Annotated in this window: 19 protein-coding genes; 11 read left to right on the top strand and 8 right to left on the bottom strand. The window is 68.9% G+C overall.

The window, feature by feature from the left end:
- The first annotated feature begins 175 nt into the window (after positions 1–175).
- From C7H84_RS07965 to C7H84_RS07950, 5 genes are all read left to right on the top strand, one after another.
- Positions 176–1,417 (top strand): collagen-like triple helix repeat-containing protein, encoded by a 1,242-nt coding sequence (locus tag C7H84_RS07965; protein WP_121858310.1) that lies wholly within the window; start codon positions 176–178, stop codon positions 1,415–1,417.
- A gap of 127 nt (positions 1,418–1,544) precedes the next feature.
- Positions 1,545–2,828: an isoprenylcysteine carboxylmethyltransferase family protein gene (locus C7H84_RS07960; protein WP_121858283.1), complete on the top strand. Its 1,284-nt coding sequence runs from the start codon at positions 1,545–1,547 to the stop codon at positions 2,826–2,828.
- 326 nt (positions 2,829–3,154) lie between these two features.
- Positions 3,155–3,304 carry a hypothetical protein gene (locus C7H84_RS36285; RefSeq protein WP_162999232.1) on the top strand — a complete coding sequence of 50 codons (150 nt, stop codon included), beginning with the start codon at positions 3,155–3,157 and terminating at the stop codon, positions 3,302–3,304.
- A 111-nt stretch (positions 3,305–3,415) separates the two neighbouring features.
- A complete protein-coding gene (locus tag C7H84_RS07955) occupies positions 3,416–4,120 on the top strand; it encodes a histone acetyltransferase (RefSeq protein ID WP_121858282.1) in 705 nt (234 codons plus the stop codon).
- A 56-nt stretch (positions 4,121–4,176) separates the two neighbouring features.
- Complete coding sequence (locus C7H84_RS07950) at positions 4,177–4,743, top strand: NADPH-dependent FMN reductase (protein WP_121858281.1); 567 nt, start codon at positions 4,177–4,179, stop codon at positions 4,741–4,743.
- Between the two features lie 11 nt (positions 4,744–4,754).
- Here C7H84_RS07950 and C7H84_RS07945 read toward each other — a convergent pair whose 3' ends face one another.
- The 4 genes from C7H84_RS07945 to C7H84_RS07930 are packed head-to-tail and all read right to left on the bottom strand — an operon-like array spanning position 4,755 to position 9,377.
- Positions 4,755–5,405: a DUF2894 domain-containing protein gene (locus tag C7H84_RS07945; protein ID WP_121858280.1), complete on the bottom strand. Its 651-nt coding sequence runs from the start codon at positions 5,403–5,405 to the stop codon at positions 4,755–4,757.
- Positions 5,402–6,046 (bottom strand): OmpA family protein, encoded by a 645-nt coding sequence (locus tag C7H84_RS07940; protein WP_121858279.1) that lies wholly within the window; start codon positions 6,044–6,046, stop codon positions 5,402–5,404. Before C7H84_RS07940 ends, C7H84_RS07945 begins: the two co-directional genes overlap by 4 nt.
- 3 nt (positions 6,047–6,049) lie before the next feature.
- Positions 6,050–8,617: a DUF802 domain-containing protein gene (locus C7H84_RS07935; protein ID WP_121858278.1), complete on the bottom strand. Its 2,568-nt coding sequence runs from the start codon at positions 8,615–8,617 to the stop codon at positions 6,050–6,052.
- 10 nt (positions 8,618–8,627) lie between these two features.
- Complete coding sequence (locus C7H84_RS07930) at positions 8,628–9,377, bottom strand: DUF3348 domain-containing protein (protein ID WP_121858277.1); 750 nt, start codon at positions 9,375–9,377, stop codon at positions 8,628–8,630.
- 469 nt (positions 9,378–9,846) lie between these two features.
- Between C7H84_RS07930 and C7H84_RS07925 the strand changes: the two genes are divergently transcribed.
- The 4 genes from C7H84_RS07925 (at position 9,847) to C7H84_RS07910 (ending at position 15,092) form a co-directional block, all read left to right on the top strand.
- The gene (locus tag C7H84_RS07925; RefSeq protein ID WP_121858276.1) at positions 9,847–11,058 is read left to right on the top strand and encodes a hypothetical protein; all 1,212 of its coding nucleotides are present in this window, start codon (positions 9,847–9,849) and stop codon (positions 11,056–11,058) included.
- Between the two features lie 280 nt (positions 11,059–11,338).
- On the top strand, positions 11,339–12,715 hold the full coding sequence (locus C7H84_RS07920; protein ID WP_121858275.1) for an FAD-containing oxidoreductase: 1,377 nt from the start codon (positions 11,339–11,341) through the stop codon (positions 12,713–12,715).
- Between the two features lie 227 nt (positions 12,716–12,942).
- Positions 12,943–14,172, top strand: a complete 1,230-nt coding sequence (locus C7H84_RS07915) for a cyanate transporter (protein WP_121858274.1) — start codon at positions 12,943–12,945, stop codon at positions 14,170–14,172.
- A gap of 149 nt (positions 14,173–14,321) precedes the next feature.
- Positions 14,322–15,092, top strand: coding sequence for an ABC transporter substrate-binding protein (locus C7H84_RS07910; RefSeq protein WP_121858273.1), 771 nt, complete (start codon positions 14,322–14,324; stop codon positions 15,090–15,092).
- Between the two features lie 217 nt (positions 15,093–15,309).
- On the opposite strand, the gene C7H84_RS07905 is transcribed toward C7H84_RS07910, so the two are convergent.
- Positions 15,310–15,693 (bottom strand): hypothetical protein, encoded by a 384-nt coding sequence (locus C7H84_RS07905; RefSeq protein WP_121858272.1) that lies wholly within the window; start codon positions 15,691–15,693, stop codon positions 15,310–15,312.
- 528 nt (positions 15,694–16,221) lie between these two features.
- On the opposite strand from C7H84_RS07905, the gene C7H84_RS07900 reads away from it, so the two are divergent.
- Together C7H84_RS07900 and C7H84_RS07895 are read left to right on the top strand one after the other, a co-directional pair.
- Complete coding sequence (locus C7H84_RS07900; protein ID WP_121858271.1) at positions 16,222–17,697, top strand: alkaline phosphatase family protein; 1,476 nt, start codon at positions 16,222–16,224, stop codon at positions 17,695–17,697.
- A 301-nt stretch (positions 17,698–17,998) separates the two neighbouring features.
- Positions 17,999–19,561, top strand: a complete 1,563-nt coding sequence (locus C7H84_RS07895) for a methyl-accepting chemotaxis protein (protein ID WP_121858270.1) — start codon at positions 17,999–18,001, stop codon at positions 19,559–19,561.
- 90 nt (positions 19,562–19,651) lie between these two features.
- Here C7H84_RS07895 and C7H84_RS07890 read toward each other — a convergent pair whose 3' ends face one another.
- The 3 genes from C7H84_RS07890 to C7H84_RS07880 form a co-directional block, all read right to left on the bottom strand.
- A complete protein-coding gene (locus tag C7H84_RS07890) occupies positions 19,652–21,136 on the bottom strand; it encodes an amidohydrolase family protein (RefSeq protein ID WP_121858269.1) in 1,485 nt (494 codons plus the stop codon).
- A gap of 111 nt (positions 21,137–21,247) precedes the next feature.
- A complete protein-coding gene (locus C7H84_RS07885) occupies positions 21,248–22,726 on the bottom strand; it encodes a sodium:solute symporter (RefSeq protein WP_121858268.1) in 1,479 nt (492 codons plus the stop codon).
- Positions 22,723–22,953: a DUF3311 domain-containing protein gene (locus C7H84_RS07880; protein WP_121858267.1), complete on the bottom strand. Its 231-nt coding sequence runs from the start codon at positions 22,951–22,953 to the stop codon at positions 22,723–22,725. The genes C7H84_RS07885 and C7H84_RS07880 overlap by 4 nt, the downstream gene beginning before the upstream one ends.
- Positions 22,954–22,974: the final 21 nt, after the last annotated feature.

Raw genomic sequence — 22,974 nt, 5'->3', positions numbered from 1 at the left:
CGGTACTTCCGGTACTTCCGGCACCTCCGGCACTTCCGGCACCTCCGGCACCTCCGGCACCTCCGGCACCTCCGGCACCAGCGTCACCCCCCTCGGCAACGTCGTCCAGCAAACCGGCACGCTCGTCACCAACCTCGGCACGACGCTGGTGAACGGTGGTGCGCAAGCGGGTGGCGTGCAGATTCCCGGCACGAACCCGACGACGGCCAGCAGCATCGGCAACGCGGTCGCGAGCCTCGGCAACGGCGTGCAATCGCTCGGCAACGGCGTCGCGGCCGGCCTCGGCTCGATCGGCGTGTCGCCGAACCCGCTCGGCCCGACGCTCACGTCGACCACCGGCCTGCTGACCGGCGCCGGCGGCGCGGTCAACAACCTCGGCAATGCCGTGACGAGCCTCGGCACCGGCCCGTTGTCGCCGCTCGCACCGGCCACAACCCTGGTCGGCAGCCTCGTCAACACGGTCGGCACCGCGGTCAACTCGACCGCGTCGGCGCTGAACACGGCGCTGAACAGCGCACCCGTGCAGCAACTCGAGACGCAGCTCGGCAGCGTGATCAACCCGATCACCAACACGCTGACCGGCGGCGTCACGACGCCGGGCGCCACGCAAACGCTCGGCAACGCGACCCTGCTCGGCGCCCCGCTCAGCGGCCTGCTGGGCACGCTCGGCAGCGGCCTCGGCCTCGCCGGTTCGCAGATCGGCAGCGCGACCGGCAACCCGGTCGGCACGAGCGCCGGCAACGGCGTGTCGCAGCTCGGCAACACGGTGGCGTCGACCGGCGGCCTGCTGTCCAGCGGCAGCTCCAGCAGCGGCACCAACCCGCTCGCGCCGATTACCGGTCTGCTCGGCACGCTGACGGGCGGACTCGGCGGCGGAAGCAGCTCGAGCGGTTCCGGCGGCACCAGCGGGACGAGCGGGACGAGCGGCACCAGCGGCGGCCCGCTTGCGCCGATCACCGGTCTGCTTGGCACGGTGACGGGCGCACTCGGCGGCCTCGGCACGAGCGGCACGAGCGGCACGAGCGGTACCAGCGGCACCAGCGGCTCGGGCGTCGGCGGCCTGCTGGCGCCGGTCACCGGCCTCGTCAATTCGCTGACGCCGCTCGGCGCGAGCCTCACCGGCACGGTCACGACGCCGGGCGGCAACCTCACGGGCACCCTCGGCGGTGCGCTGACGAGCGGTCCGGTCGGCACGCTGACGGGTTCGCTGACTTCGGCAGCCGGCGCGCTGGGCGCGGTCGGCACGGCCAGCCCGGGCGGCGCGGCCGGCACGGTCACGACGCCGTCCGGCAGCGGCACCGTCGCGGCAGGCCTGACCGGCAGTTCGACCGGCGCCGCGGGCAGCACGACCAACCTGCTCGCGCCGGTGACGAACCTGCTCGGCGGTCTGCTCGGCGGCACCACCCCCAAGAAGTAACGCTTCACGTTTCACGTATCAGAACCACAGGCCAATGGCCGGGCACATATCAAATCAAAGCCCGGTCGACGGCCGGCGCCATCCGCCAAGCGGGGGCGCCGGCCCTCACCCCGACGAGGATCCGATCATGAATTCCACCATCGACGGCATCGCCGCGGTCCAGGACCGCCCGCCCCGTTCCGCCACCCCATTGCGCGCCGGCCTGCTCGGCATCGCGGCCGGCCTGTTCGCGCTGTGGATCACGCGCGACCAGCCGGGCCTCGACGCGGCCACGCGTGCGGTCATCGCCAGCCTCGCGATCATCGGCACGATCGCGCTGCACGAAATCCTCATCTCGCGCGTGTACCTGCGCCCGAGCGCGGGCCTGTCGCGACAGGCCGTGCGGCCGCTCGGGCTCGCGCGCGTCGCGACGCGGCTCGGCGCACTGACGTCGATCTACGCCGGCATCGGCATGATCTACTGGCTGCTGCCCGAATATCACGGCGCGTTCTACGTGCCGTTCTGGTCGCTGCTGCGCTCGCTCGCGCCGTACGTGATCGTCGCGGCGCCGTTCTACTTCGCGTGGATGGACCGCCACCAGCGCGAGACCGACGACGCATACCTGCTGTGGGGCCGCTACCTGTTCCGCCGCGAGAACCCCGCGAGCTGGCAGCCCGTGCGCGAGATGCTCGCCGGCTGGGGCGTGAAGGCGTTTTTCCTGCCGCTGATGACCGTCTACCTGTCGAAGGACGCCGATCACCTGAGCGCGTCGCTCGCCAACGCGCTGCACGCGCCGATGACGCTCGCGACCTTCGTCTTCCTGTACGACCTGTCGTTCACGATGGACCTGATGTTCGGCACCGTCGGTTACCTGTGCACGTTTCGCATTCTCGACAGCCACGTGCGCACCGTCGAGCCGACGACGCTCGGCTGGGTCGCCGCGCTGATGTGCTACCAGCCGTTCTGGTCGCTGATCTCGAACAACTACATCCGCTACGAAGGCTCGCTGTTCTGGGACAACTGGCTGTTGTCCGCGCCGACGCTGCGCGTGATCTGGGGCGCGGTGATCATCCTGCTGCTGATGACCTACGCGCTGTCGACGATCTCGTTCGGGCTGCGTTTCTCGAACCTGACGAACCGCGGAATCATCACGTCGGGCCCGTATCGCTTCACGAAGCATCCGGCGTACATCACGAAGAACCTGTCGTACTGGATGGTGTCGGTGCCGTTCGTCGAGCCGCTCGGCTGGCAGGTCGGGCTGATGCACTGCGCGGGGCTCGTCGCGGTCAACCTGATCTATTACACGCGGGCGAAGACGGAGGAGCGGCATTTGATGCGCGATCCGGACTATCGCGCGTATGCCGAGTGGATCGCGCAGCACGGCGTGTTTGCGCGGATCAAGCAGGCGTTCGGTGGGCGGCAGGTGGTGTGAGGCAGAAGCAGAAGGCCGGCCGGTCACGCGCGATATGCGCAACGCCGGCCCGGCGCAACGGGCGCGCATTCCACCGAGCGATCACGCAATATCCGTCCAAGGATTGCCGACAGCCACGTCGTCGCTGAACGATACGTGCAGACCTAGCCCTTCGCATCGCCCTCTTGCGACCAATTGTCGCGAAACACCCCGATTCCCCGCGTTTCATCGCTTTTCTCCCCCGGTTCGATTGCTCGCCCGCAGCGCGTCGCGTATGGTGCTGACCGTCCGCGCGCACCTGTCGCCCGGACCTCCGACCGTCGTCGCGCACGACGGCAGCGCGGGCCGTGCCCGCCATCACCGTCTCCGCGGCACCGCTTTCGGCGCCGCGCGTTCTTGAGGAGAGAGGCGTGATCCACAAAGTCCTGATCCTGTTCGCACTCTGCATCGCGGGCCTCGCCGCGATCGCCGCCGGTTTCCAGCACATCCCCAGCTGATTCGCGGCCCCGGCTCGCTCGCCGAGCCCGGGGGCCGCTGCCATTTCCCGTTTCCTTTTCCCGTTGCGATGAACCCCTTTCTCGACGCGCCCGGGACGGGCGCCCTTTGCCATGCGTATCGACGTACAGCATTCCCAGCACGACATCGACGATGAACTCGACACGCTCTACGCGCGTCTGCACCAGCCCCGCCATCGGCTGCACGGCCTGCCGGCCGTCGCGCTCGGCGACTCGGGCCTGATCGTCCGCCACCGCGAGGCGGACGGCGAATACTTCCTGTACGTCGAGGATCCTGCGGCCCGGCAGCTCGCCGGCTACACGATCTTCAACCGGTTGCCCGAACTCCCGCGCCGCGCCGACCGCTACCTGCGCGCGCCGCATACGCGGCTGCGCGGGTCCGCGCAACGCAAGGGGCTCGCGACGACGCTGTATCGATGGGGGCTCGACGCGGGCCTGTGCCTGATCAGCGGCGCGCGGCAGTCGATTGGCGCGGCACGCCTGTGGACCGCGCTCGCGCATGACTACCGACACGGCTTCGTCGACGTCGAGGGCCGCGCGCTACGCTACCTCGGCGAAGGCGTTGCGGATCATGTGTACGGCGCGCTGCATACGCGGCGGCTGTTGCTCGGCAAAGGATGGACGCTCGATGAACTGGCGCAAGCAACCGCGATGACCGGCATCGATACTGTCAGGTATCCGAACGTGAATGGGTGGCGTAGCGAACGCGAATGGCATCCCGTGCGCGGCGCCGGCCACGCGCGTCCCGTCGATAACGTCGCTCACGTCGCCCACGTCCCTCACGCACCGATGCGATAATTCGCCGGATCCGCGCGCCGCCGCCGCGCGCGAGCCCCCCACCGACACGTTCCGCTATGGCCAACGAAACCCGCAACGATTCCGAACGCCGCATCGACATCGTCGCGCTGTGCGGCAGCCTGCGCGCTCAGTCGTACAACGCGGCGCTGCTGGATGCAGCGGCACGCGTCGCGCCGCGCGGGATGTGCATCACGCGCTTCGATCGCCTCGGCGAGTTTCCGCTGTTCAATCCCGATGCCGAATTTCCGTCGCCGGCCGCGGTGCGCGACCTGATCGAGCGCCTGAACGCAGCGGACGGCGTGCTGATCGCGAGCCCCGAATACGCGCACGGCGTGACGGGCGTGATGAAGAATGCGCTGGACTGGATCGTCGGATGCGAAGCCGTCGTGTACAAGCCGGTCGCGGTATTGAACGCGTCGCCGCGCGCGACGCATGCGGACGCGGCGCTGCGGGAAACGCTGTCGGTGATGTCGGCGCACATCGTCGCACGCGCGTCGATCGCGCTGCCGATCCTCGGCAGTCAGCTCGATGCGGCGGGCATCGCCGCACATCCGCCGTTCGCGTCGGTGCTGAGCGACGCATTGCACGCGCTGCGTGCCGCGATCGATGCGCAGCGCGGCTGAAAAGGCGTGCGTTATCGCGCCTTGGCGCGGGTGGTCTTCTTCGCCGGCTTCACCGTCTTCGTCACGGTCTTCGAGGCTTTCGCGCGCGGCGCATCCTTCTCCGGCTGCGCGGCGCCGCCGGCGAGATCCTCGAGCCATGCCAGCGCATCGATGTACGACAGGAATTGCTGCAGGTATTCCGGCGACAGCTCGCGCATCGTCGCGAGCGACCGATGCACGAGGCTGTTCGAATTGAGCGGCCCCGCATTGCGCGGCACCTGGTCGAGCGACTGGCGATACTGCTGTTCGGTGCGGACCTTCGACCACGTCGCGCGGAAGTAGTCGATCAGCTCGGGATCGATCCCGCGCCGGTCGGCCTCGGCATCACGTGCAAGCTGCTCGACGAGCGCGCGGAGCAGGCGTCGCACGGGCGCCTCTGCAGTTGCTTCTACGGCCTTCCCGCTTGCATCGGCTGCTTCACCGGCTCGCGCGACGATCGCCGCAAAACCGTCCAGCAGCGTCGCGAGCCGCGCATCGAGCAACGCGCGTGCGTCGCCGTCGAGCGCGGCCGCACGCTTCTCGAGCGCGTCGAGCCGATGAAAGCGCACCGGATCGAGCCGGTCGGCACCTTGCTCGCGCCACGCGTCGAGCGTCGCGCGCACGGGCGTCGCGTCGTCCGTCACTTCGCCTTCCCTCCGCTCGACGCGGTCTTGCGCGGCACCGGCGCGATTTCCACGCGGCGGTTCTTCGCGCGGCCTTCATCGTCCGCATTCGAGCTGACCGGCTGCTCGGAGCCGAACGCGGCCGCGAACACCGACGGCGCCGGCACGCCGGCATCGATCAGCGCACGCGTGACCGTCAGCGCACGCTTGGCCGACAGTTCCCAGTTGTCCGCGAACTGGCGATTGCCGGCGCGCACCTGCTGGTCGTCGGCGAAGCCGCTGATCATCAGGATCTCGTCGCGCGTCTTCAGGTACGTCGCGAGCGGCCCGGCGAGCGTCTTCAGCAGATCGCGGCCCTCGGGCTGCAGCTGGTCGGAGTTGAGCGCGAACAACACGTTGCCGCTGATGCCGATGCGGCCGTTCACGAGCGTCACGCGGCCGGCCGCGAGCGGCCCGGCGAGCGCCTCTTCGAGCGACTTGCGTTGTTGCGCTTCCTGCTGGCGCGCACGCACGGCTTCCTCGAGCTTCGACGTGAGCTGCAACTGCATGCCGATCACGCCGACGAGGATCAGCACGAATGCGCCGAGCAGCACCGACATCAGGTCGGCGAACGCGGGCCAGACCGGCGCGGCCGGCGCGCCGTCGTCGATTTCGTCATGCATGCGTCACGCTCCGACCGATGCGCGCCGACCGGCGATCTGCTGCAGGTCCTCGACGATCTGCTTCTGCGACATCATGCTCAGGTCGATCACCTCGCGCGCCTGCGCGACGTAGTACTCGAGCTGCTCGTCGCTGCGCGCCAGCGACTTCTCGAGCGCGGCTTCGATGCGCTGCAGGTGATTCAACAGCTTGTCGTTCGATTCGCCGAATACCTGCACCGCCGCCCCGAACGCATCGCCGAGGCTCGCGACCTCGACGGCGCCCGCCGTGACCTGCGCGGCCACCGAATCGAGCTTGCGCGTTTCGGCATCGACGGTGTCGTTGAAGCGTGCGCCGACGCGCTCGAGCAGATCGGCCGACGTGCTGACGAGCGCGTCGATCGCGGTGCGCTGTTCGGTCGACGCGTGGTTGACCGCGCCGAGCAGCGTTTCGAGCGTCGCAAGCAGGCGGCTGCGCTCGTCGAGCATCGCGGTATCGCGCACCATGCTGTCGGACAGGCGCTGGCGCAGTTCGGCGACGACGTCGGCCGCGGCCTTCGGCGCTTCGGACGCAGCCTGCACGAGGCGCGAGATTTCGTTGATCGTGTCGCTTGCGTGCACCTGCGCCTGCGCGGTGATCTCGTTCGCGGTGCGGGTCAGCGTGTCGCAGATGTCCTGCTGGCGCGTCGCGGCCTGTGCGCTCGTCTGCGCCCATTCGTCGCGCAGCGCGGCGGCCATCGCGGCCAGCGAGTCGTTCCATGCCGACAGGCGTTCTTCATCGCGTGCAGCAAGCTGCGTTTGCAGACCCGCATGCGACTCGCGGATCGTCGACAGCAGATCGGTCGAGCGCTGTTCGAACGTTGCGGCTTGCGCGGTGAGATCGCGCGTCGTTTGCGCCAATGCGTCGCAGATTTCCTGCTGACGGCCCGCGCTGTGCACGCCTGCGCGCTGCCATTCGTCGCCGAGCTTCGTTGCCATCGCGGCGAGCGAAGCGTTCCATGCGGACAGACGTTCTTCATCACGCGCGGCAAGCTGCGTTTGCAAGCCTGCGTGCGATTCGCGGATCGTCGACAGCAGATCGGTCGAGCGCTGTTCGAACGTCGCGGCTTGTGCGGTGAGGTCGCGCGTCGTTTGCGCCAACGCGTCGCAGATTTCCTGCTGACGATCGGCGCTGTGCGCACCCGCGCGCTGCCATTCGTCGCCAAGGTTCGCCGCCATTTCAGCAAGCGACGCATTCCACGCCGCCAGTCGCGCCTCGTCGCGCGCGGCCAGTTGCGTCTGCAGCCCCGCATGCGACTCGCGCATCGCGGCGAGCGCCGCCCCCGAATGCCGCTCGAACGTCGCGGCGGCTTCGCTCAGCGCCTGCGCATGCTGGCCGGCCAGCGTCTCGCCGACCTGCTCCTGGCGCGCGAGCGCATCGCGCCACGCGTCCGACAGGCGGCTCTCGGTCGATTCGAGGCGCGTCGCGACGCCATCGAGCAGGTCGGTCGAGCGCTGCGCGAAGGTGTCGGTGAACTGGCCGAGCGTCGTCTGCAACTGCTGCGCGACGGCGTCGCCCGCACGGCGCTGCTCGTCGAGCGCGCGGTTCCAGACGGCCGTCACGTTGCCGGTGGTCTTCTCGAAGCCGTCGGTCAGCCCGTCGAGCTGACGCTGCACGGCGCCCGTCACGGTGTCGCGCAGCGCGGCCATCTCCTGCGCGAGCCCCGTCATCGTCGCGGCGACGACCGGCTGCAGCGCGGCACCGGCCACGCGTGCGCTTTCGGCGGCGCTTTCCTTCAGCGCAGCGCCGACGTTCGACGCCAGGCCCGCGTACGCGCGCTCGGTGCGCTCGAAGAACGCCTGCTGGCTTTCGAGCTGGCGATCGTGCAGCGCGACGCTGCGCGCCTCGAGCGTCGTCATCATCGTCTGCAGCCGGTCGACCAGCGCCGGCATCACGTCGGCCTGGCGCTGCAGCAGCCGGAACGATTCGTCGCGCTGGTGCGCGGACGAATGCACGCGCAGCGTGGTCGCGATCTTCGCGTCGAGCTGCTGGCCCGCGTCGATCCGTTCGCGGCGCACGAGCGCGGACATGAGGCCGAGCATCGCCGACGTCGCGACACCCGCGATCGACGTGCCGAACGCAAAGCCGAGGCCCTTCACCGGCGCGATCAGCGACGCGCGGATCGCATCGAGATCGGTCGCGCTTTCGAGCGCGGCGCCCGTGCCCTTCAGCGTCACGACCATCCCGAGCAGCGTGCCGAGCATGCCGAGCAGCACGAGCAGGCCGACGAGATACGGCGTCAGCGACGGACCCGGCAGCGCGACGCGCGCGCCTTCGACACGCGAGCGCACGGCGCCGCGCAGGCCCGGATGCAGCGTATCGAGCCACGTATCGAGTTTCGCGGGCGGTTCGGTCAGGCCGGCCACCGCGCGCGACAGCGTGGCGGTCGCCTGCCGGTAGCGCTGCAGTTCCCACGCACCGGCGACGTAGCACGCGCCGATCAGCAGCGTGACGGCCGCCGCAAGCGGGTTCGACGCGGCATAGCCGACGCCGATCCAGCACACCGCGAGCAAGCCGGCGAAGAAGACAACGAGATCGAGACGAATTCTGGACATAGCGTATTGATTAGCAGGTACGAAGGGCCGCGAGCAGCCCGTCTACCGTTTGAAACCGGACTTCGAGTTCGGCGAGCAGGATGCTTTGCATCTCGTCGCGGAACGTGTCGAGCCACGTGCCGGGCACGATCGGCGCAACTGGCGGGGCCGCGCCGTCGCCATTGCCATCGGCTGCCGCTTGCGCGTCGGCCAGCGCCTGCCGCTCCGCGTCGCGCAGCTGCTCGAAGCGCGTGCCGAGCAGCGCGGGCACGGCGGACAGCAGGCTGCGTTCGCGCGCGCCAAGCACGCGCTCCATGATCGCGTCGAGCGTCGCGAGCCGTGCCATCCCCGACGAGCGCGCGGCGATCGCGACCCGCAAGCGGCCGCGCAACTGGCCGATCGCGGTCTCCATCTCCTGCTGCAGGGACAGACAGCTCTGGCGGAAGTCCGCGAAGTCGGCCGTGTCGGCGGGCGGCGGCGGCATCTCGCCGGGGCGCCGCCGCGTGCGCGGGCGGTTGGCGGTCGTGATCGCCTGCGCGAGGTCGTGGCGCACGCGCGCGCAGTCGCGCTCGGCGTCGTAACCGCGCACGCCGGCCGCGACGCCCGGCGGGCTCGCGGTCAGCGCGGACGACAGCGTGATCGCGTCGGTCCAGCCGAGCCACTGGCTCAGGCGGTCGGACAGCGTCTGCCGGGACTCCGCGACGTCGGCATCGGTCAGGCGCGCGAGCAGCCGGACGAGCGTCGGGCCGCTCAGTGCCGGGCGCGGGGGTGCTTGCACCATGCTGCAAACCGTCAAAAAAGGCAGCAGTTTACACGTCGTCGGGCGGTCGACCGGCAGAATCGGGCGAGCAGCCCGGCCCGGCCACCCGCGCGACCGGCGCGAATGCCCGCCGCACAAGGCTCGCCGGCCGATCGTCGGGGTTTTCGCCAGCGCCGGCGCGGCCCGGGCGGCACGTCCGGCCGCCGGCCGCAGCCGCGGCGGCGGGCGCGGGTCGCACGCCGGCAGCCCGGCAATATTGAACCGGGTTCGATTTCATCATCGACGTGCGGTACCATCGCGACACCCGCCATGCGATTCGCGTCCTGGACGGGCCCGCACCGCCCGCAGCCGGCGCGCGGGCCGCCGGTCGCGGCGCAGGATGGACATCCGGCCGATGTCCGCGGGCTGCAAGCGGCGCTTCGGGAAACGGGTCGCGCCGCCCACGAGAACGAGAGAATCAATAACCGACGGGCTCGCCCGACCGCAAACGATGCTTTCCGACTTCGTCGCGCGCCTGCGCGAGCGCTTCAGCAAACCGCCGACCCGGCAGGACTTCGCCGAACGCCTGATCGCCGAGCTGCGTGCGACCGGCGACACGCGCGAGTGGCTTCACGACGACGACAGGGGCCGTCTCGTGCAGGCGGACGTCCCGTCGAACATCATCAACCTGCACAACCTGTTCCGCGACTATGCGGGCGCGATGCCCGCCGAGCGCGAAGCGACGCTCAAGCGCCAGGCGAGCGCGATGATGCAGCAGGAGATTCCGTCGAACTTCGCCGAAGTCCGTGCACGACTGCTCCCGGTGATCCGCAGCGCGACCGAGCGCGGCGTGGTTGCGCTGCAGCTCGCCGGCCAGCCCAGCGCGTCGGAGGTCGCGTTCCGGCCGCTCTGCGAGAACCTGGAAGTCGGCATCGCGTACGACGGCGAGTTCAGCGTCGCGCGGCTGACGACGGCGCGGCTGGCCGCATGGGGCGTCAGCTTCGACCAGGCATGCAGCATAGCGATCGACAACCTGCGCGGCGTATCGTCCGCCCCGTGGGCGGCGGTGGGCGACGGTGTGTTCCTGTCGCAGTTCGGCGACTACTACGACGCGGCGCGGCTGCTGCTCACCGACCTGCTGCACCGCCAGCCGATCTCCGGCGCGCCGGTGGTGATGGCGCCGAACCGGGCCGTGCTGCTGCTCACCGGCGACCGCAACGCGGCCGGGCTCGCCACGATGGTCGAACTCGCCGAACAGGCGCGCGCGCAGCCGCGCCCGCTGCCCGCGCTGATGCTGCGCTGGGACGGCACCGCGTGGCGGAATTTCATCCCGGCGGCACTGGAGGCGAAGCTGCACGCGCTGCGCGTCGACGAGCTTGCCGGCGACTACCAGGATCAACGGACGCTACTGGACGATCTGCACAAGCGCAACGGCATCGACATCTTCGTCGCGAGCTACACCGTGTACCGGCGGCAGAACGGCGAGCTGTTCAGCGTCGGCGTATGGAGCGACGGGGTGCCGACGCTGCTGCCCGACGCCGACATCGTCGTGCTGTACCGGGAAGCGACGCGGGAGTCGGCCCACGTGCCGATGGCCGTGCTGCGGGAAACCTGCGGCGACCTGATGACGGCCACCGCGCACCGGCCGGTGCGGTATGAAGTGACGGCGTTTCCGGACGACGCGCGGTTCGCGACGTTGCGCGCGCGGTTTCCGACGAGGTGACGCGCGCTGGCGCGGGATGAAACAGCCGGGTCGCGCATGCCGCAGCCGGCTGGAATGAACGGCCGCGACAGCATGCCGGCGAGGAATGAAACGACGGTGCGCAGCGGCACGCCAGCCGGCACCTTGTTGCAGTGCGGCGCCAGTGGCCCCGCCGCGCGCCACTCGCCTCCCCCCGCGAACCGGTCTACCATGAGCGCTCGTCGCCGTTCGGACGCGCGCCGGCACGGCATGCGGCTTGCGCGTCCATCGTTCCCACGTTGAACCAGCGCAGGAGGACGTCATGACGCAACACTTCGACGCGATCGTCATCGGCACCGGGCAAGCCGGGCCGCCGCTTGCCGCGCGGCTCGCCGGCGCCGGCATGAAAGTCGCGATCGTCGAGCGCGGCCGCTTCGGCGGCACCTGCGTGAACACCGGCTGCATCCCCACCAAGACGCTGATCGCGAGCGCGTACGCCGCGCAACTCGCGCGGCGCGCGGAAGAATACGGCGTGTCGGTCGGGCCCGTGAGCGTCGACATGAAAGCCGTGAAGGCGCGCAAGGACCGGATCTCCGGCCGCTCGAACCACGGCGTCGAGCAATGGGTGCGCGGGCTGGACCACACGACCGTGTTTCAGGGTCATGCCCGATTCGAGCGCCCCAATGCCGTGCGGGTCGGCGACGAACTGCTCGAGGGCGAACGCGTGTTCATCAACGTGGGCGGACGCGCGCAGATCCCGCAGATGCCGGGCCTCGACTCGGTGTCGTACCTGACCAACTCGACGATGATGGACGTCGACTTCCTGCCCGAGCATCTCGTGATCGTCGGCGGCAGCTACGTCGGGCTGGAATTCGGCCAGATGTATCGCCGCTTCGGCTCGAAGGTCACGATCGTCGAGAAAGGCCCGCGCCTGATCCATCGCGAGGACGAGGACGTCTCGCAGGCCGTGCGCGAGATTCTCGAGAACGAAGGCATCGACGTGCAGCTCGATGCGAACTGCCTGAACGCGCGGCGCGACGGCGACGGCGTCGTGGTCGGCCTCGACTGCACCGGCGGGCGCCGCGAGGTCGCGGGCTCGCACCTGCTGCTCGCGGTCGGCCGCGTGCCGAACACCGACGATCTCGGGCTCGAACTGGCCGGCGTCGCGACCGACTCGCGCGGCTACATCACGGTCGACGACGAGCTGCGCACCAACGTGCCCGGCATCTGGGCGCTCGGCGACTGCAACGGGCGCGGCGCGTTCACGCACACCGCGTACAACGACTACGAGATCGTCGCGGCCAACCTGCTCGACAACGATTCGCGCAAGGTGTCCGACCGCATCACCGCGTATGCGATGTACATCGACCCGCCGCTCGGCCGCGTCGGCATGACGCTTGCCGAAGCGAAGCAGACCGGCCGCCGGCTGCTGCTCGGCACGCGACCGATGACGCGCGTCGGCCGCGCGGTCGAAAAAGGCGAGAGCCAGGGTTTCATGAAGGTGATCGTCGACGCGGACAGCCATGCGATTCTCGGCGCGTCGATCCTCGGCGTGACGGGCGACGAAGTCGTGCACGGGATGCTCGACGTGATGGCCGCCGGCGCGCCGTACACGACGATCAGCCGCGGCATGCACATCCACCCGACCGTGTCGGAACTCGTGCCGACGATGCTGCAGGATCTGCATCCGGTCGAATGAAGGACCGCGAGCGGGCGGGCGAGCCGCACGCGCCGGCGACCTGACCGCGCGTCGAATCCCCACCGCGGCCGCCCCGCCGGCCGCCCCCATCCGGCCCCGTCGCGCGGCGTCGCGCCATCGCATTCCACACTGATAGCCAGTCGAATATTTAATTTTCCCCTGGGCTGGCGCGCCTTTACCCTTTCGGCATCGCATCACAGGGCCACCGGCCCCTCAGGAGCATTCCGATGGCCGACCCCGGCACCGCGCAAGCCGTTCCCCGTCCGCACGCGGCGTCCGTATCCTATGGCGCGCTTGCGCTGCTGGTGCTGGCCGGCCTCAACCTGCGTCCGTTCCTGACCGCGTTCGGGCCGGTGCTCGATCTCGTGCGCGCCGACACCGGCCTCGGTTTTCGCGCGGCCGCGTTGCTGACCACGCTGCCGTTCGTGCTGATGGGCGTCGTCGCCGGCATCGGCATCGGGCTCGCGCGGCGCGTCGGCGAGCAGCGTGCGCTGACCACCGCGCTCGCGCTGATCGCCGCGGGCTGTCTCGCGCGCCTGTGGGCCGGCGGCAGCACCGGGCTGGCCGTCACCTCGATCGTCGCGGGCGCGGGCGTCGCCGTGGTCCAGTCGCTCGCGCCCGGCCTCGCGAAGCGCTGGTTCGTCGACCGGCTGCCGCTCGCGATGGGTCTCTACTCGGCCGCGCTGGTCGGCGGCGGAGCGTTCGGCGCGGTCGCAAGCCCGTGGCTCGCCGCGCACGGCGGGTGGCGTCTGTCGCTGTCGGTATGGGCCCTGCCCGCGCTCGTCACGCTCGCGCTGTGGCGCGCGAAGGCGCCGCGCGACGCGGTGCATGCCGCGGCGGGTGCGGCGCCCGTAGCCGCGTTCGCACGCATTCCGCGTGCATGGCAGCTCGCGCTGTACTTCGGCCTCAGCAACAGCGGCTACGCGAGCGTCGTCGCGTGGCTGCCCGCGTTCTATCGCGGCGTCGGCATGAGCCCGCAGGCAAGCGGCAATCTGCTCGCATGGATGGCGCTGTTCCAGGCGATCGGCGCGCTCGCGCTGCCGATGCTCGCGAAACGTTCGCACGATCGCCGCGCGGCGCTATGGCTCACGCTCGCATTGCAGGCGGCCGGCTTCGTCGGCTTCGCGGCGATGCCCGCGCTCGCGCCGTGGGTGTGGGTCGCGAGCGCCGGCCTCGGGCTCGGCGGCTTCTTCTCGATGAGCCTGATCGTCACGCTCGACCACCTGCCGGATGCGCGGCTCGCGGGCGCGCTCGCCGCATTCGTGCAGGGCGTCGGCTTCCTGATCGTCGCGTCGAGCCCGTGGCTGATCGGCTGGCTGCGCGACGCGGGCGGCAGCTTCGCGATCGCGTGGTGGCTGCATATCGGCGTGATCGCAGCGATGGCCATGTTGAACGCAACCTTCTCGCCCGCCGGCTACCGGCGCAGCATGGCGCGCATCACCGGCGCCGCGCGCTGACAGCGCACCCCCGGATTCCCTGATCCGGACGATCGCCGGCAGCTTCCGGCGATCGTCCTGCCGCCCGCGCATGGCCGGGCGCGGGCCGTCACGCCCATCGGCCGCCGCTTGCTTCACTTCGAACAACGTCTATCGGTATGGAGACAATCATGAAAAAGCTCGTCATCGCCGTCGCGCTCGCGCTGACGGCCGGCACCGCCGCCGCGAAAGACCCGGCCGTCCTGCGCCTCGGCGTCGACCCCAGCTATGCGCCGTTCGAATCGCTCGCGCCGGACGGCAAGCTCGTCGGCTTCGACATCGATCTCGGCAACGCGATCTGCGAACGCATGAAGGTGCATTGCGTGTGGGTCGAGAATGCGTTCGACGGAATGATCCCCGCGTTGAAGGCGCGCAAGTTCGACGGCGTGCTGTCGTCGATGAGCGTGACCGAGAAGCGCCTCACACAGATCGCGTTCACCGACAAGATCAACAACGTGCCGCCGCGCCTCGTCGCACGGCGCGGCGCGAACCTGCAGCCGACGGCCGAATCGCTGGCCGGCAAGACCGTCGGCATCGAGCAGGGGACGACGCAGGAAACCTATGCGCGCACCTACTGGGAACCGAAGGGCGTGATCGTGCGCACGTACCAGACACAGGACCTCGTCTATCAGGATCTGATTGCCGGCCGCCTCGACGCGTCGCTGCAGTCGTCGGTGCAGGCCGATCTCGGCTTCCTGAAGACCGCGAAGGGCGCGAACTTCGAGTTCGCCGGGCCCGCGCTGCACGATCCGAAGACGCTCGGCGTCGGGTCCGCGATCGGCGTGCGCAAGGAGGACGACGCGTTGCGCACGCAGATCAACCAGGCGCTCGCGAGCCTGATTCAGGACGGCACGTATCAGCGGATCGCGAAGAAGTACTTCACGTTCGATATCTACAACTGACGAACGCGAGCGGGAAACGCAAAGGGGCGTCGCGCATCGGTGTGCGACGCCCCTACTTCGTTGCGGTGGAATCGTGACGACGCCCTCGGGCCGCACATCAGTGCGGCCCGAGGGCGCGTGTTCATGCGCGCACGGACAGGATCAACAAGCGCGCTGGCTGCCGGGCAAGCGTGTCGCTTGAGCGCGGCACGGCCGCGCCAATCGATCGTATCGGTGCTTACGCCGCTTGCCGCAGCAAATCCGTCGCGAAAGACCTCGCATGCGCGACGGCCTCTTGGGCGTCCGGGAAGACGCCAAGCTCTTCCCAGTGCTCCTCGGCCGCGTACGTTCCTTTCACAGCGAGCGCACGCTGAACGCGCAACTGTGCGGCATAGGTGCCGTCCTCCAGTGGCCGCGCTGTCGCGACGACCTTGTGCGGCAGACCGGATCGCTCCGGCTGAACCAGCTCGACCGTACCATCGGCCGCGCCGATATTCTTCAACTCGTTCCTGGCATTGCAGTCCGGGCAGTAGAAGCACCAGCCCGCGTCCTCCTGGCGGGACCTGACCTGTCCTCGAGCCAGCACGGCACGGCATTCAACGTTTTCGCAGATGAACGGCATGGCAGTCTCCGGAGTTGTTTGACGGAAATCCTAGCACGGTCGCGGACGGTCAACCATCGGCATCGGCCGTGCGATATCGGCGGCCCGGGGAGACGACAGGTTACGCTCGCGCGGAAGTGCGAAGAAAGCGATCAATCGAGCGAGGTCGCGCCGCCGCCGGCACGTGCAATCGCGCCGGTAGCCGACGCCTTTTGACCAACGCCCCATGCGATTCGTGTAATCGCGCCGCGCATTCATCCGACGACAGCGTCGATCTCCACCGGGCGATGCGGTGCAGCGCATTGAGTGCGTGTGCCCGCAACGAATCTGCGAAATACGCGAAGGCCGCACCGCGTGCCGCGCGGCCGTGCAGGCCACCCGCGGGCGACCGCCGCGTTGCGCGACGCGCGTATTTCCCCTCCACTCGGGCACAAGGCTTGCGCCAAATGCCCGCTCGCATTTTTCCGCACGGCGAGCGCGCGTCGCTTCGCGGCGGCGATGCATGATCGGCTGGCCCGCGCCGCATCCAATAACGAAGGAGACGTTGTCATGGACGAGACGAATGCATCCCACCGCTACAATCGCCGCCGTTTTCTCGCCGGTGTTGCCGCGGTAGCCGGCAGTGTCGCACTGCCGGGTTGCGGCGGCGGGGACGACGAGGGGCCGTCCTCGAACGGCAATGCGCCCGCGCCGTCGGTCACCGATACGCCGTCGCCGAACGCCGGCGATCGCTACAACCTGCCGCGCCCGGCGTTGCCCGATCCGGCGAACTCCGGCATCGACCACATCGTGCTGGTCACGATGGAAAACCGTTCGTTCGATCATTACCTGAGCTGGGTGCCCGGCGCCGAAGGCATGCCCGCGAACCGGCAATACAAGGACGCATTCGGCGGAACCAACGCACCGTTTTCGCTATCGGCCAATCCCGCGTACGGCTATCAGGCATGCGCGTATCACGATCCGAACCACAGCTACGAGGGCGCGCGCACGCAGCTCGCGTCGGGCGCGATGAACGGCTGGTTGCTCACGCCGGGCACGAGCCTGACCCAGGGCGACCTGTTGCCCATCGGCTATTACACGGCGGCCGACCTGCCGTTCTTCAATGCGGTGGCGAGCAACTACACCATCGGCGACTTCTATTTCACAGGTATCCTGACCAACACGTTTCCGAATCGCCTCTACCTGCACAGCGGTGCAACGGACCGCCTCGGCGACAGTCCCGACAACTCGTCGCTGCGCACGATCTGGGACAACCTGAGCGATGCCAAGGTGGGTTGCAACTACTACTATCACGACGTGCCGTTCACCGCGCTGTACGGCACGCGCTATCTCGGCATCTCGCGTTTGTTCTCGGAGTTCCTGTCGAGTGCCGCAGCAGGCACGCTGCCGCCGTTCTGCATGGTCGATCCGATGTTCGCGGGTGAGCGCGAAGGGACGTCCGCGGACGACCATCCGCATGCCGACATCCGCAGCGGCCAGGCGTTTCTCAACCAGGTGTATGACGCGCTGCGCACGAGCCCGAACTGGAGCCGCACGCTGATGATCATCGTGTACGACGAATGGGGCGGTTTTTTCGAGCACGTGGTGCCGCCGATCCGGCCGATCAGCAAGAACGAGCTCGCGATCGGCAACGACGGCAAGCTCGGCTTTCGCGTGCCGCTCGCGCTGCTCGGGCCGCGTGTTCGCGCGGGCACGGTCACGCGCTATCCGTTCGATCCGAGCTCGATTCATGCGCTGCTGCAATGGCGTTTCGGGTTGCAGCCGCTCGGCGTGCGCGGCAGTGATCCGGCGACCTTCAACCTCGCGTACGCACTCGATTTCAGCGCCGCGCCGCGCACGGATGCACCGGCGTTCACGGTCGCGCAAGGGCCGTTCGGCGGAGCGTGCGCGGGGACAACCGCACCACCGCCGTCGAGTTCGGTGTCGGGAATCGATCCGTCGCAAATGGCGGCCGCCACCAATCCGACGGCCGAGCGGTTCTCGGAACTGCGTGCGAAGGCCGCGGCGCTCGGGTTCCGGACCTGAGGCGAACGACCACGCGAGGACGGCGGTCGCGACCCAGCCCGCTGCGGGCGCACGCGGCCGCCCCTGTGCGCACACGCCGCCCCGGAGCGAGATCCGTTCGCGGTTGCCTGACGCCGGGCTGCGGGCCTGTCGTCGCCATTCAAATCCGCGTCGCATACAGATAAAACTTCGCCGCCGCGCGTGCCGTTATTCCGTCAGCAATCCCGGCGCCCCGCATTGCGACGCGGCGCCTGTCGTCGTTCGAAATCCGGAATCCACATCCGCCGTCGGTCGCCCTCCGGGCCGCCGGCAAGGGAACGTCATGCGAAAACTCACCATCCGCGGCGGGCTCGTCGCGACCATCGCCGGCTACACGGTGCTGCTCGTGCTGGTCGTCGGCGCGTGCATCGCCGCGCTGTACGCGGGCAACGGCTCGCTCGAGGCCATGTATCGCGACGATACCGCGTCGCTGCTGCACCTGAAAACCAGCTCGGAGCGCATGCTCGTGCTGCGCGAACGCGTGAGCGACGTCGCGCAGATCATCAGCGCCGGTAAGCCGGCCAAGGAAGAAATCGCGCAGCTCCACACGCTCCTCAAGGAGAGCGACGACGAACTGGACGCCTACACGCGCCTGCACGCGCGCGACGCCGACGAGCAAACGCTGTTCGACACGCTGCGCAACCGGCGTCGCACGCTGCTCGACCAGGTTTTCCTGAAGGCGATGTCGCAACTCGACCACGACAATTCGTTCGACTTCCTCGACACGCACCGCAATGCGCCGCCGGCGCTGTTCACCGCGTACCAGGAAGCGATCGACGCGCTCGAATCGTTCCAGGTCGCGCGCCAGAAGGCGCGCTACGACGCGGCCGGCGAGCGCTTCCACCGGATCGTATGGGCGATGGCGTCCGTCGCGCTGTTCGCGCTGATCGTCGGCGTCCTCGCGCAACGCGTGCTGGCGAAGGCGATCATCGCGCCGATCCATCTCGCGGTCGATCACTTCGACAGGATCTCGAAAGGCGACCTGACCGGCACGGTCGCGATTCCCGGCGAAAACGAAATGGCGTACCTGCTGAATGCGCTGAAGCGGATGCAGGCCGGTCTCGTCGAAACGGTGACCCAGGTACGCACCAGCACGGAGACGATCGTCGGCGACGCGCGCACGATCGCGAGCGGCAACGTCGACCTGTCGGCGCGCACGGAACAGCAGGCCGTCTCGCTGCAGCAGGCCGCGGCGAGCGTCGAGCAGCTGACGGCCACCGTGCGCCAGAACGCGGACAACGCACGCGATGCACGCACTTACGCAGAAGGCGCGGCCGGCATCGCGGCGCGAGGCGGCGACGCGATGCGGCGCGTCGTCGAAACGATGTCGGCGATTTCGCAAAGTTCCGCGCGGATCTCCGGCATCGTCGGCGTGATCGAGAGCATCGCGTTCCAGACCAACATCCTCGCGTTGAACGCCGCGGTCGAAGCGGCGCGTGCGGGCGAACAGGGGCGCGGTTTCGCGGTGGTCGCGACCGAGGTGCGCGGACTCGCGCAGCGCTGCGCGTCCGCCGCCAAGGAAATCCGCGAACTCATCGGCAATTCGACGCAGCGCGTCGAAGACGGCAGCGGTCTCGTCGCGCTCGCCGGCTCGGCGATGGCCGAGCTCGTCACCGCGGTCGAGCGCGTGAACGCGATCATGGGCGAAACGAGCATCGCCTTCGACGAGCAGACATCCGGCATCGAGCAGGTGAATACCGCGGTGATCCAGATGGAGCAGACGATGCAGCGCAACGCCGCGCTGGTCGAAGAGGCGGCCGCGGCGGCGCTGTCGCTCGAGGATCAGAGCGCGCGGCTGAGCGATGCCGTCGCGCAGTTCCGGCTGCGTGAAGCGGCAATGGCGTGATCCGCACCTTCTGCAATCGAACGAAAAAAAGCTGGCCCTCACCGCGCCAGCCTTCGACACACCGTCGGGCGTCAGTCCCCGACGCGCGGCTCAATAGTGACTGCGCCCCCACAGCGTCTTCGGCTCGTCGAGCAGACGACGTAACCCGCTGCGCTCGATCATCGTCTCCGCGACCGTCATCACGCGCTCCAGAATCTCGTTCTCGTCGACCGACAGCACGCGCCGGTCCTCCATCAGCACGCGTCCGCCGACCATCGTCATGCACACGTCGGCCGCATTCGCGAAGCACGTCACGCGATACACGGGCATGTTCATCGGCATCATGTGCGGGCGGAACAGGTCGACGAGGATGAGGTCGGCGAGCTTGCCGGCTTCGAGCGAACCGATCTCGTGATCGAGCGACAGCGCCTTCGCCGCATCGATCGTCACCATCTCCAGCACCTTGCCGTGCGGCAGCACGTCCGGGTCGCGGAAGTGGCGGCGATGGTAGTGCATGCACTGCCACATGTGACGGAACATGTCGTAGCCGCGGTCGGGCGCCGCGCCGTCCGACGCGATCGCGACCGTCACGCCCGCATCGATCAGCTCGGGCACCGGGCAGCGGCCGATGACCGACATGATGGCGCTCGGATTGTGGATGATCGCGGTGCCGGTCTCGACGCATGCGGCGATGTCGTCGTCGGTGAGGTCGATGCTGTGCGACATGAACGACGTCGGGCCGAGCAGCCCGAGTTCGCGATGCGCGAACGCGAGCGTGCCGGCGCGGTGGCCGTCCTGCGTGAAGGTCAGGCCGCGCTTGCGCGCGAGCGCGCCGTAACGTGCGGCTTGATCGCGGAAGTCCTGCTCGTACCGTGCGAGTTCAGGGTCATGCTCGGGCCCGTACACCGGCAGCGTGATTGCAATCCGGATTCGACCGTCGGCGTCGCCGTGGCATTCGTCGACGATGCGTTCGCACACGTCGTACATCGTATCGAAATCGATGTCGCGCGTGTCGCTGCCGTCCGGCGTGTGGCGCGTGTACGCGCGCGGCGCGGGCGGCCGCGACGGGCCGACCGCCAGGATCGAACGCGTGCCGGTGCGCACCACCGCATCGCAATGGCGCCGCGCATAGACGGGATCGTCGACGCGCATGATCGAGTTGCCGCCGCCGAGCAGCGACACGCCGGTCGTCACGCCGGCCTTCAGCCGTTCGAGTGCCGCGAGGTGCGATTCGGTTTCCCAGAACGCTTCGTCCGATGCGCGCGTGTAGATCGTCTCGGCCGCGGCCGACCATGCATCGCCGTCCGCGCCGCCGATCGTGCGCAGCATCGCGTGGCCCGCGTGCGCATGCGAATCGATCAGGCCCGGCAGCACGGCCTTGCGGCGCGCATCGATCGTGCGCGCGGCACGAAAGCGCGCCTGCAGCTCGGCGGTGTCACCGACCGCGACGATGCGATCGCCCTTTACGGCAACCGCGCCGTTCTCGATCACGCGCCGCTGCGGGTCCATCGTGATCACACAGCCGTTCGCGATCAGCGTGTCGATTGCTTCGCGTCCGTTGTCGGCTTTGCTCTCGGTCTTGTTCTCGGTAGTCATCGTACGGAGTCCTGTTTCAGTTCGAAATGATGCGCGTGCCGCCGAACGGAAAAACCGCCGGGCGGTTGCCCGGCGGCTCGGCGGCCCGGCGGCGGCTCGCCGCGTCGGTCGTCACGCGGAGCGCACCGGCGCGGCCACTCGCGCCTTCAGCTTGCGCTGCACCGCGCTGATCGCGATGAACACCACCGCGTTCGCGGCGAGCGCGACGAGCCCGGGGTTGATCGACGTCAGCGTGGTCGATGCGCCGGGGAACAGCGACGCGAGCGTCACGCCGTAGTAGTTCGTCATCGCGATCACGATCGCGCCGGCGGCGATCCCCGCGAACGCGCCTTCGCGCGTGCCGAACGGCCGCTTCAGGAAGCTCGACGCGAGCATCGGCACGAGCTGCGTGAGCAGGCTCGACGAGAAGATCGCGAGCGTGACGAAGGTCGCGCCGCCGCGCAGCACGAAGTACACGACCACCAGCGTGAAGATCGGCAGCGCGATCCGCGCGACGCGCGTCACCTCGCGGTCGGTCGCATTCGGCGCGAAGCCTTCGCGGTAGATGTTGCGTGCGATCGTCGTCGACGCATTCAGCATGATCAGCGAGCCCGGCACCAGCGCGGTCAGCAGGCCCGTGCCGCCGACGATGCCGACGAACCACGCAGGGAACGTCTGCTTGACCAGCCGCAGCAGCGCGAGGTCGGTCTGTGGGCCTTCGAGCCCGTGCACCGTCATCACGGCCGCGAAACCGACGAGAAACAGGAACGCGATCAGCACCTGGTACAGCGGCATCAGGATCACGTTGCGGCGCAGCGCGCGTTCGTCCTTCGCGACGTAGATCGCGGTGAAGCCGTGCGGGTACAGGTAATAGCCGAGCGACGTCAGCAGGATCGTCGAGTTGTACCAGCTGAGATTGAAGCCATGTTCGGGCATGCGCAGCAATTCGGGATGCGCGGCGTCGATCTTCGCGAACATCTCGACGAGTCCGCCGTAATAGTGCATCGGCAGATAGAGGCCGAGGAAGATCGCGATCGCGAGGATCAGCACGTCCTTGAAGATCGCGATGCTCGCCGACCCGTGGATGCCCGACACCACCATGTAGACGGCCATCAGCGTCGCGGCGATCCAGATCGCGGCCGCTTGCGGAATCAGCCCGTACGACATCTCCGACACGATCACGCCGAGGCCGCGCAGCTGGATCATCAGCAGCGACACCATCGCGAACACGGCCACCACCGACACCAGCACGCCGATCGCGCGGCTGTCGTACTTCGACGCGAAGTAGTCGGCGAACGACACGAGCCCGCGCGCCTTCGCATAGCGCCACACCGCGGGCAGCATCCAGTAGCCGATCACGAACGCGAGGCAGCCGTACGACAGGATGTAGAACGCGGGCACGCCCTTGCTGTAGGTCCAGCCGCTCGCGCCGAGGAACGAGAACGTCGAGAACGCCTCGCCGGCCATCAGCAGGAACGTGAGCAGCGAGCCGAAGCCGCGGCCGCCGACCGCCCACTGCTCGAGCGTGAGCTTGCGGCCGCGCCGCGCATTCACGCCGATCGCGAGCGCGAACACGGCGAACGCCGCGATGATGATGATCGACGCGTTCATCGCGCGTCTCCCGTGCGGCCTTCGCGGGCCACGTCGTGCTCGCCCCGTTCGTCGCGTTCGTCGAGATGGAACAGGATCGCGAGGATCGCGGCGGTGGCCGCCATCCAGATCAGGTTCCACACGAGCAGGAACGGCAGGCCGAACAGCAGCGGCCGCACCTCGGCGATCGAGCCGCCGGTATACATCCCGACGAACGGCAGCGCCGCCAGCAACAGTCTGAATTTCATCGTTGTCTCCTCCGGAAGACG

This window comes from Burkholderia sp. Nafp2/4-1b (genome assembly GCF_003635165.1).
GTDB lineage: Bacteria > Pseudomonadota > Gammaproteobacteria > Burkholderiales > Burkholderiaceae > Burkholderia.
Note: the sequence above shows the minus strand (reverse complement) of the source record. Positions and strands in the feature narration are given on the sequence as shown.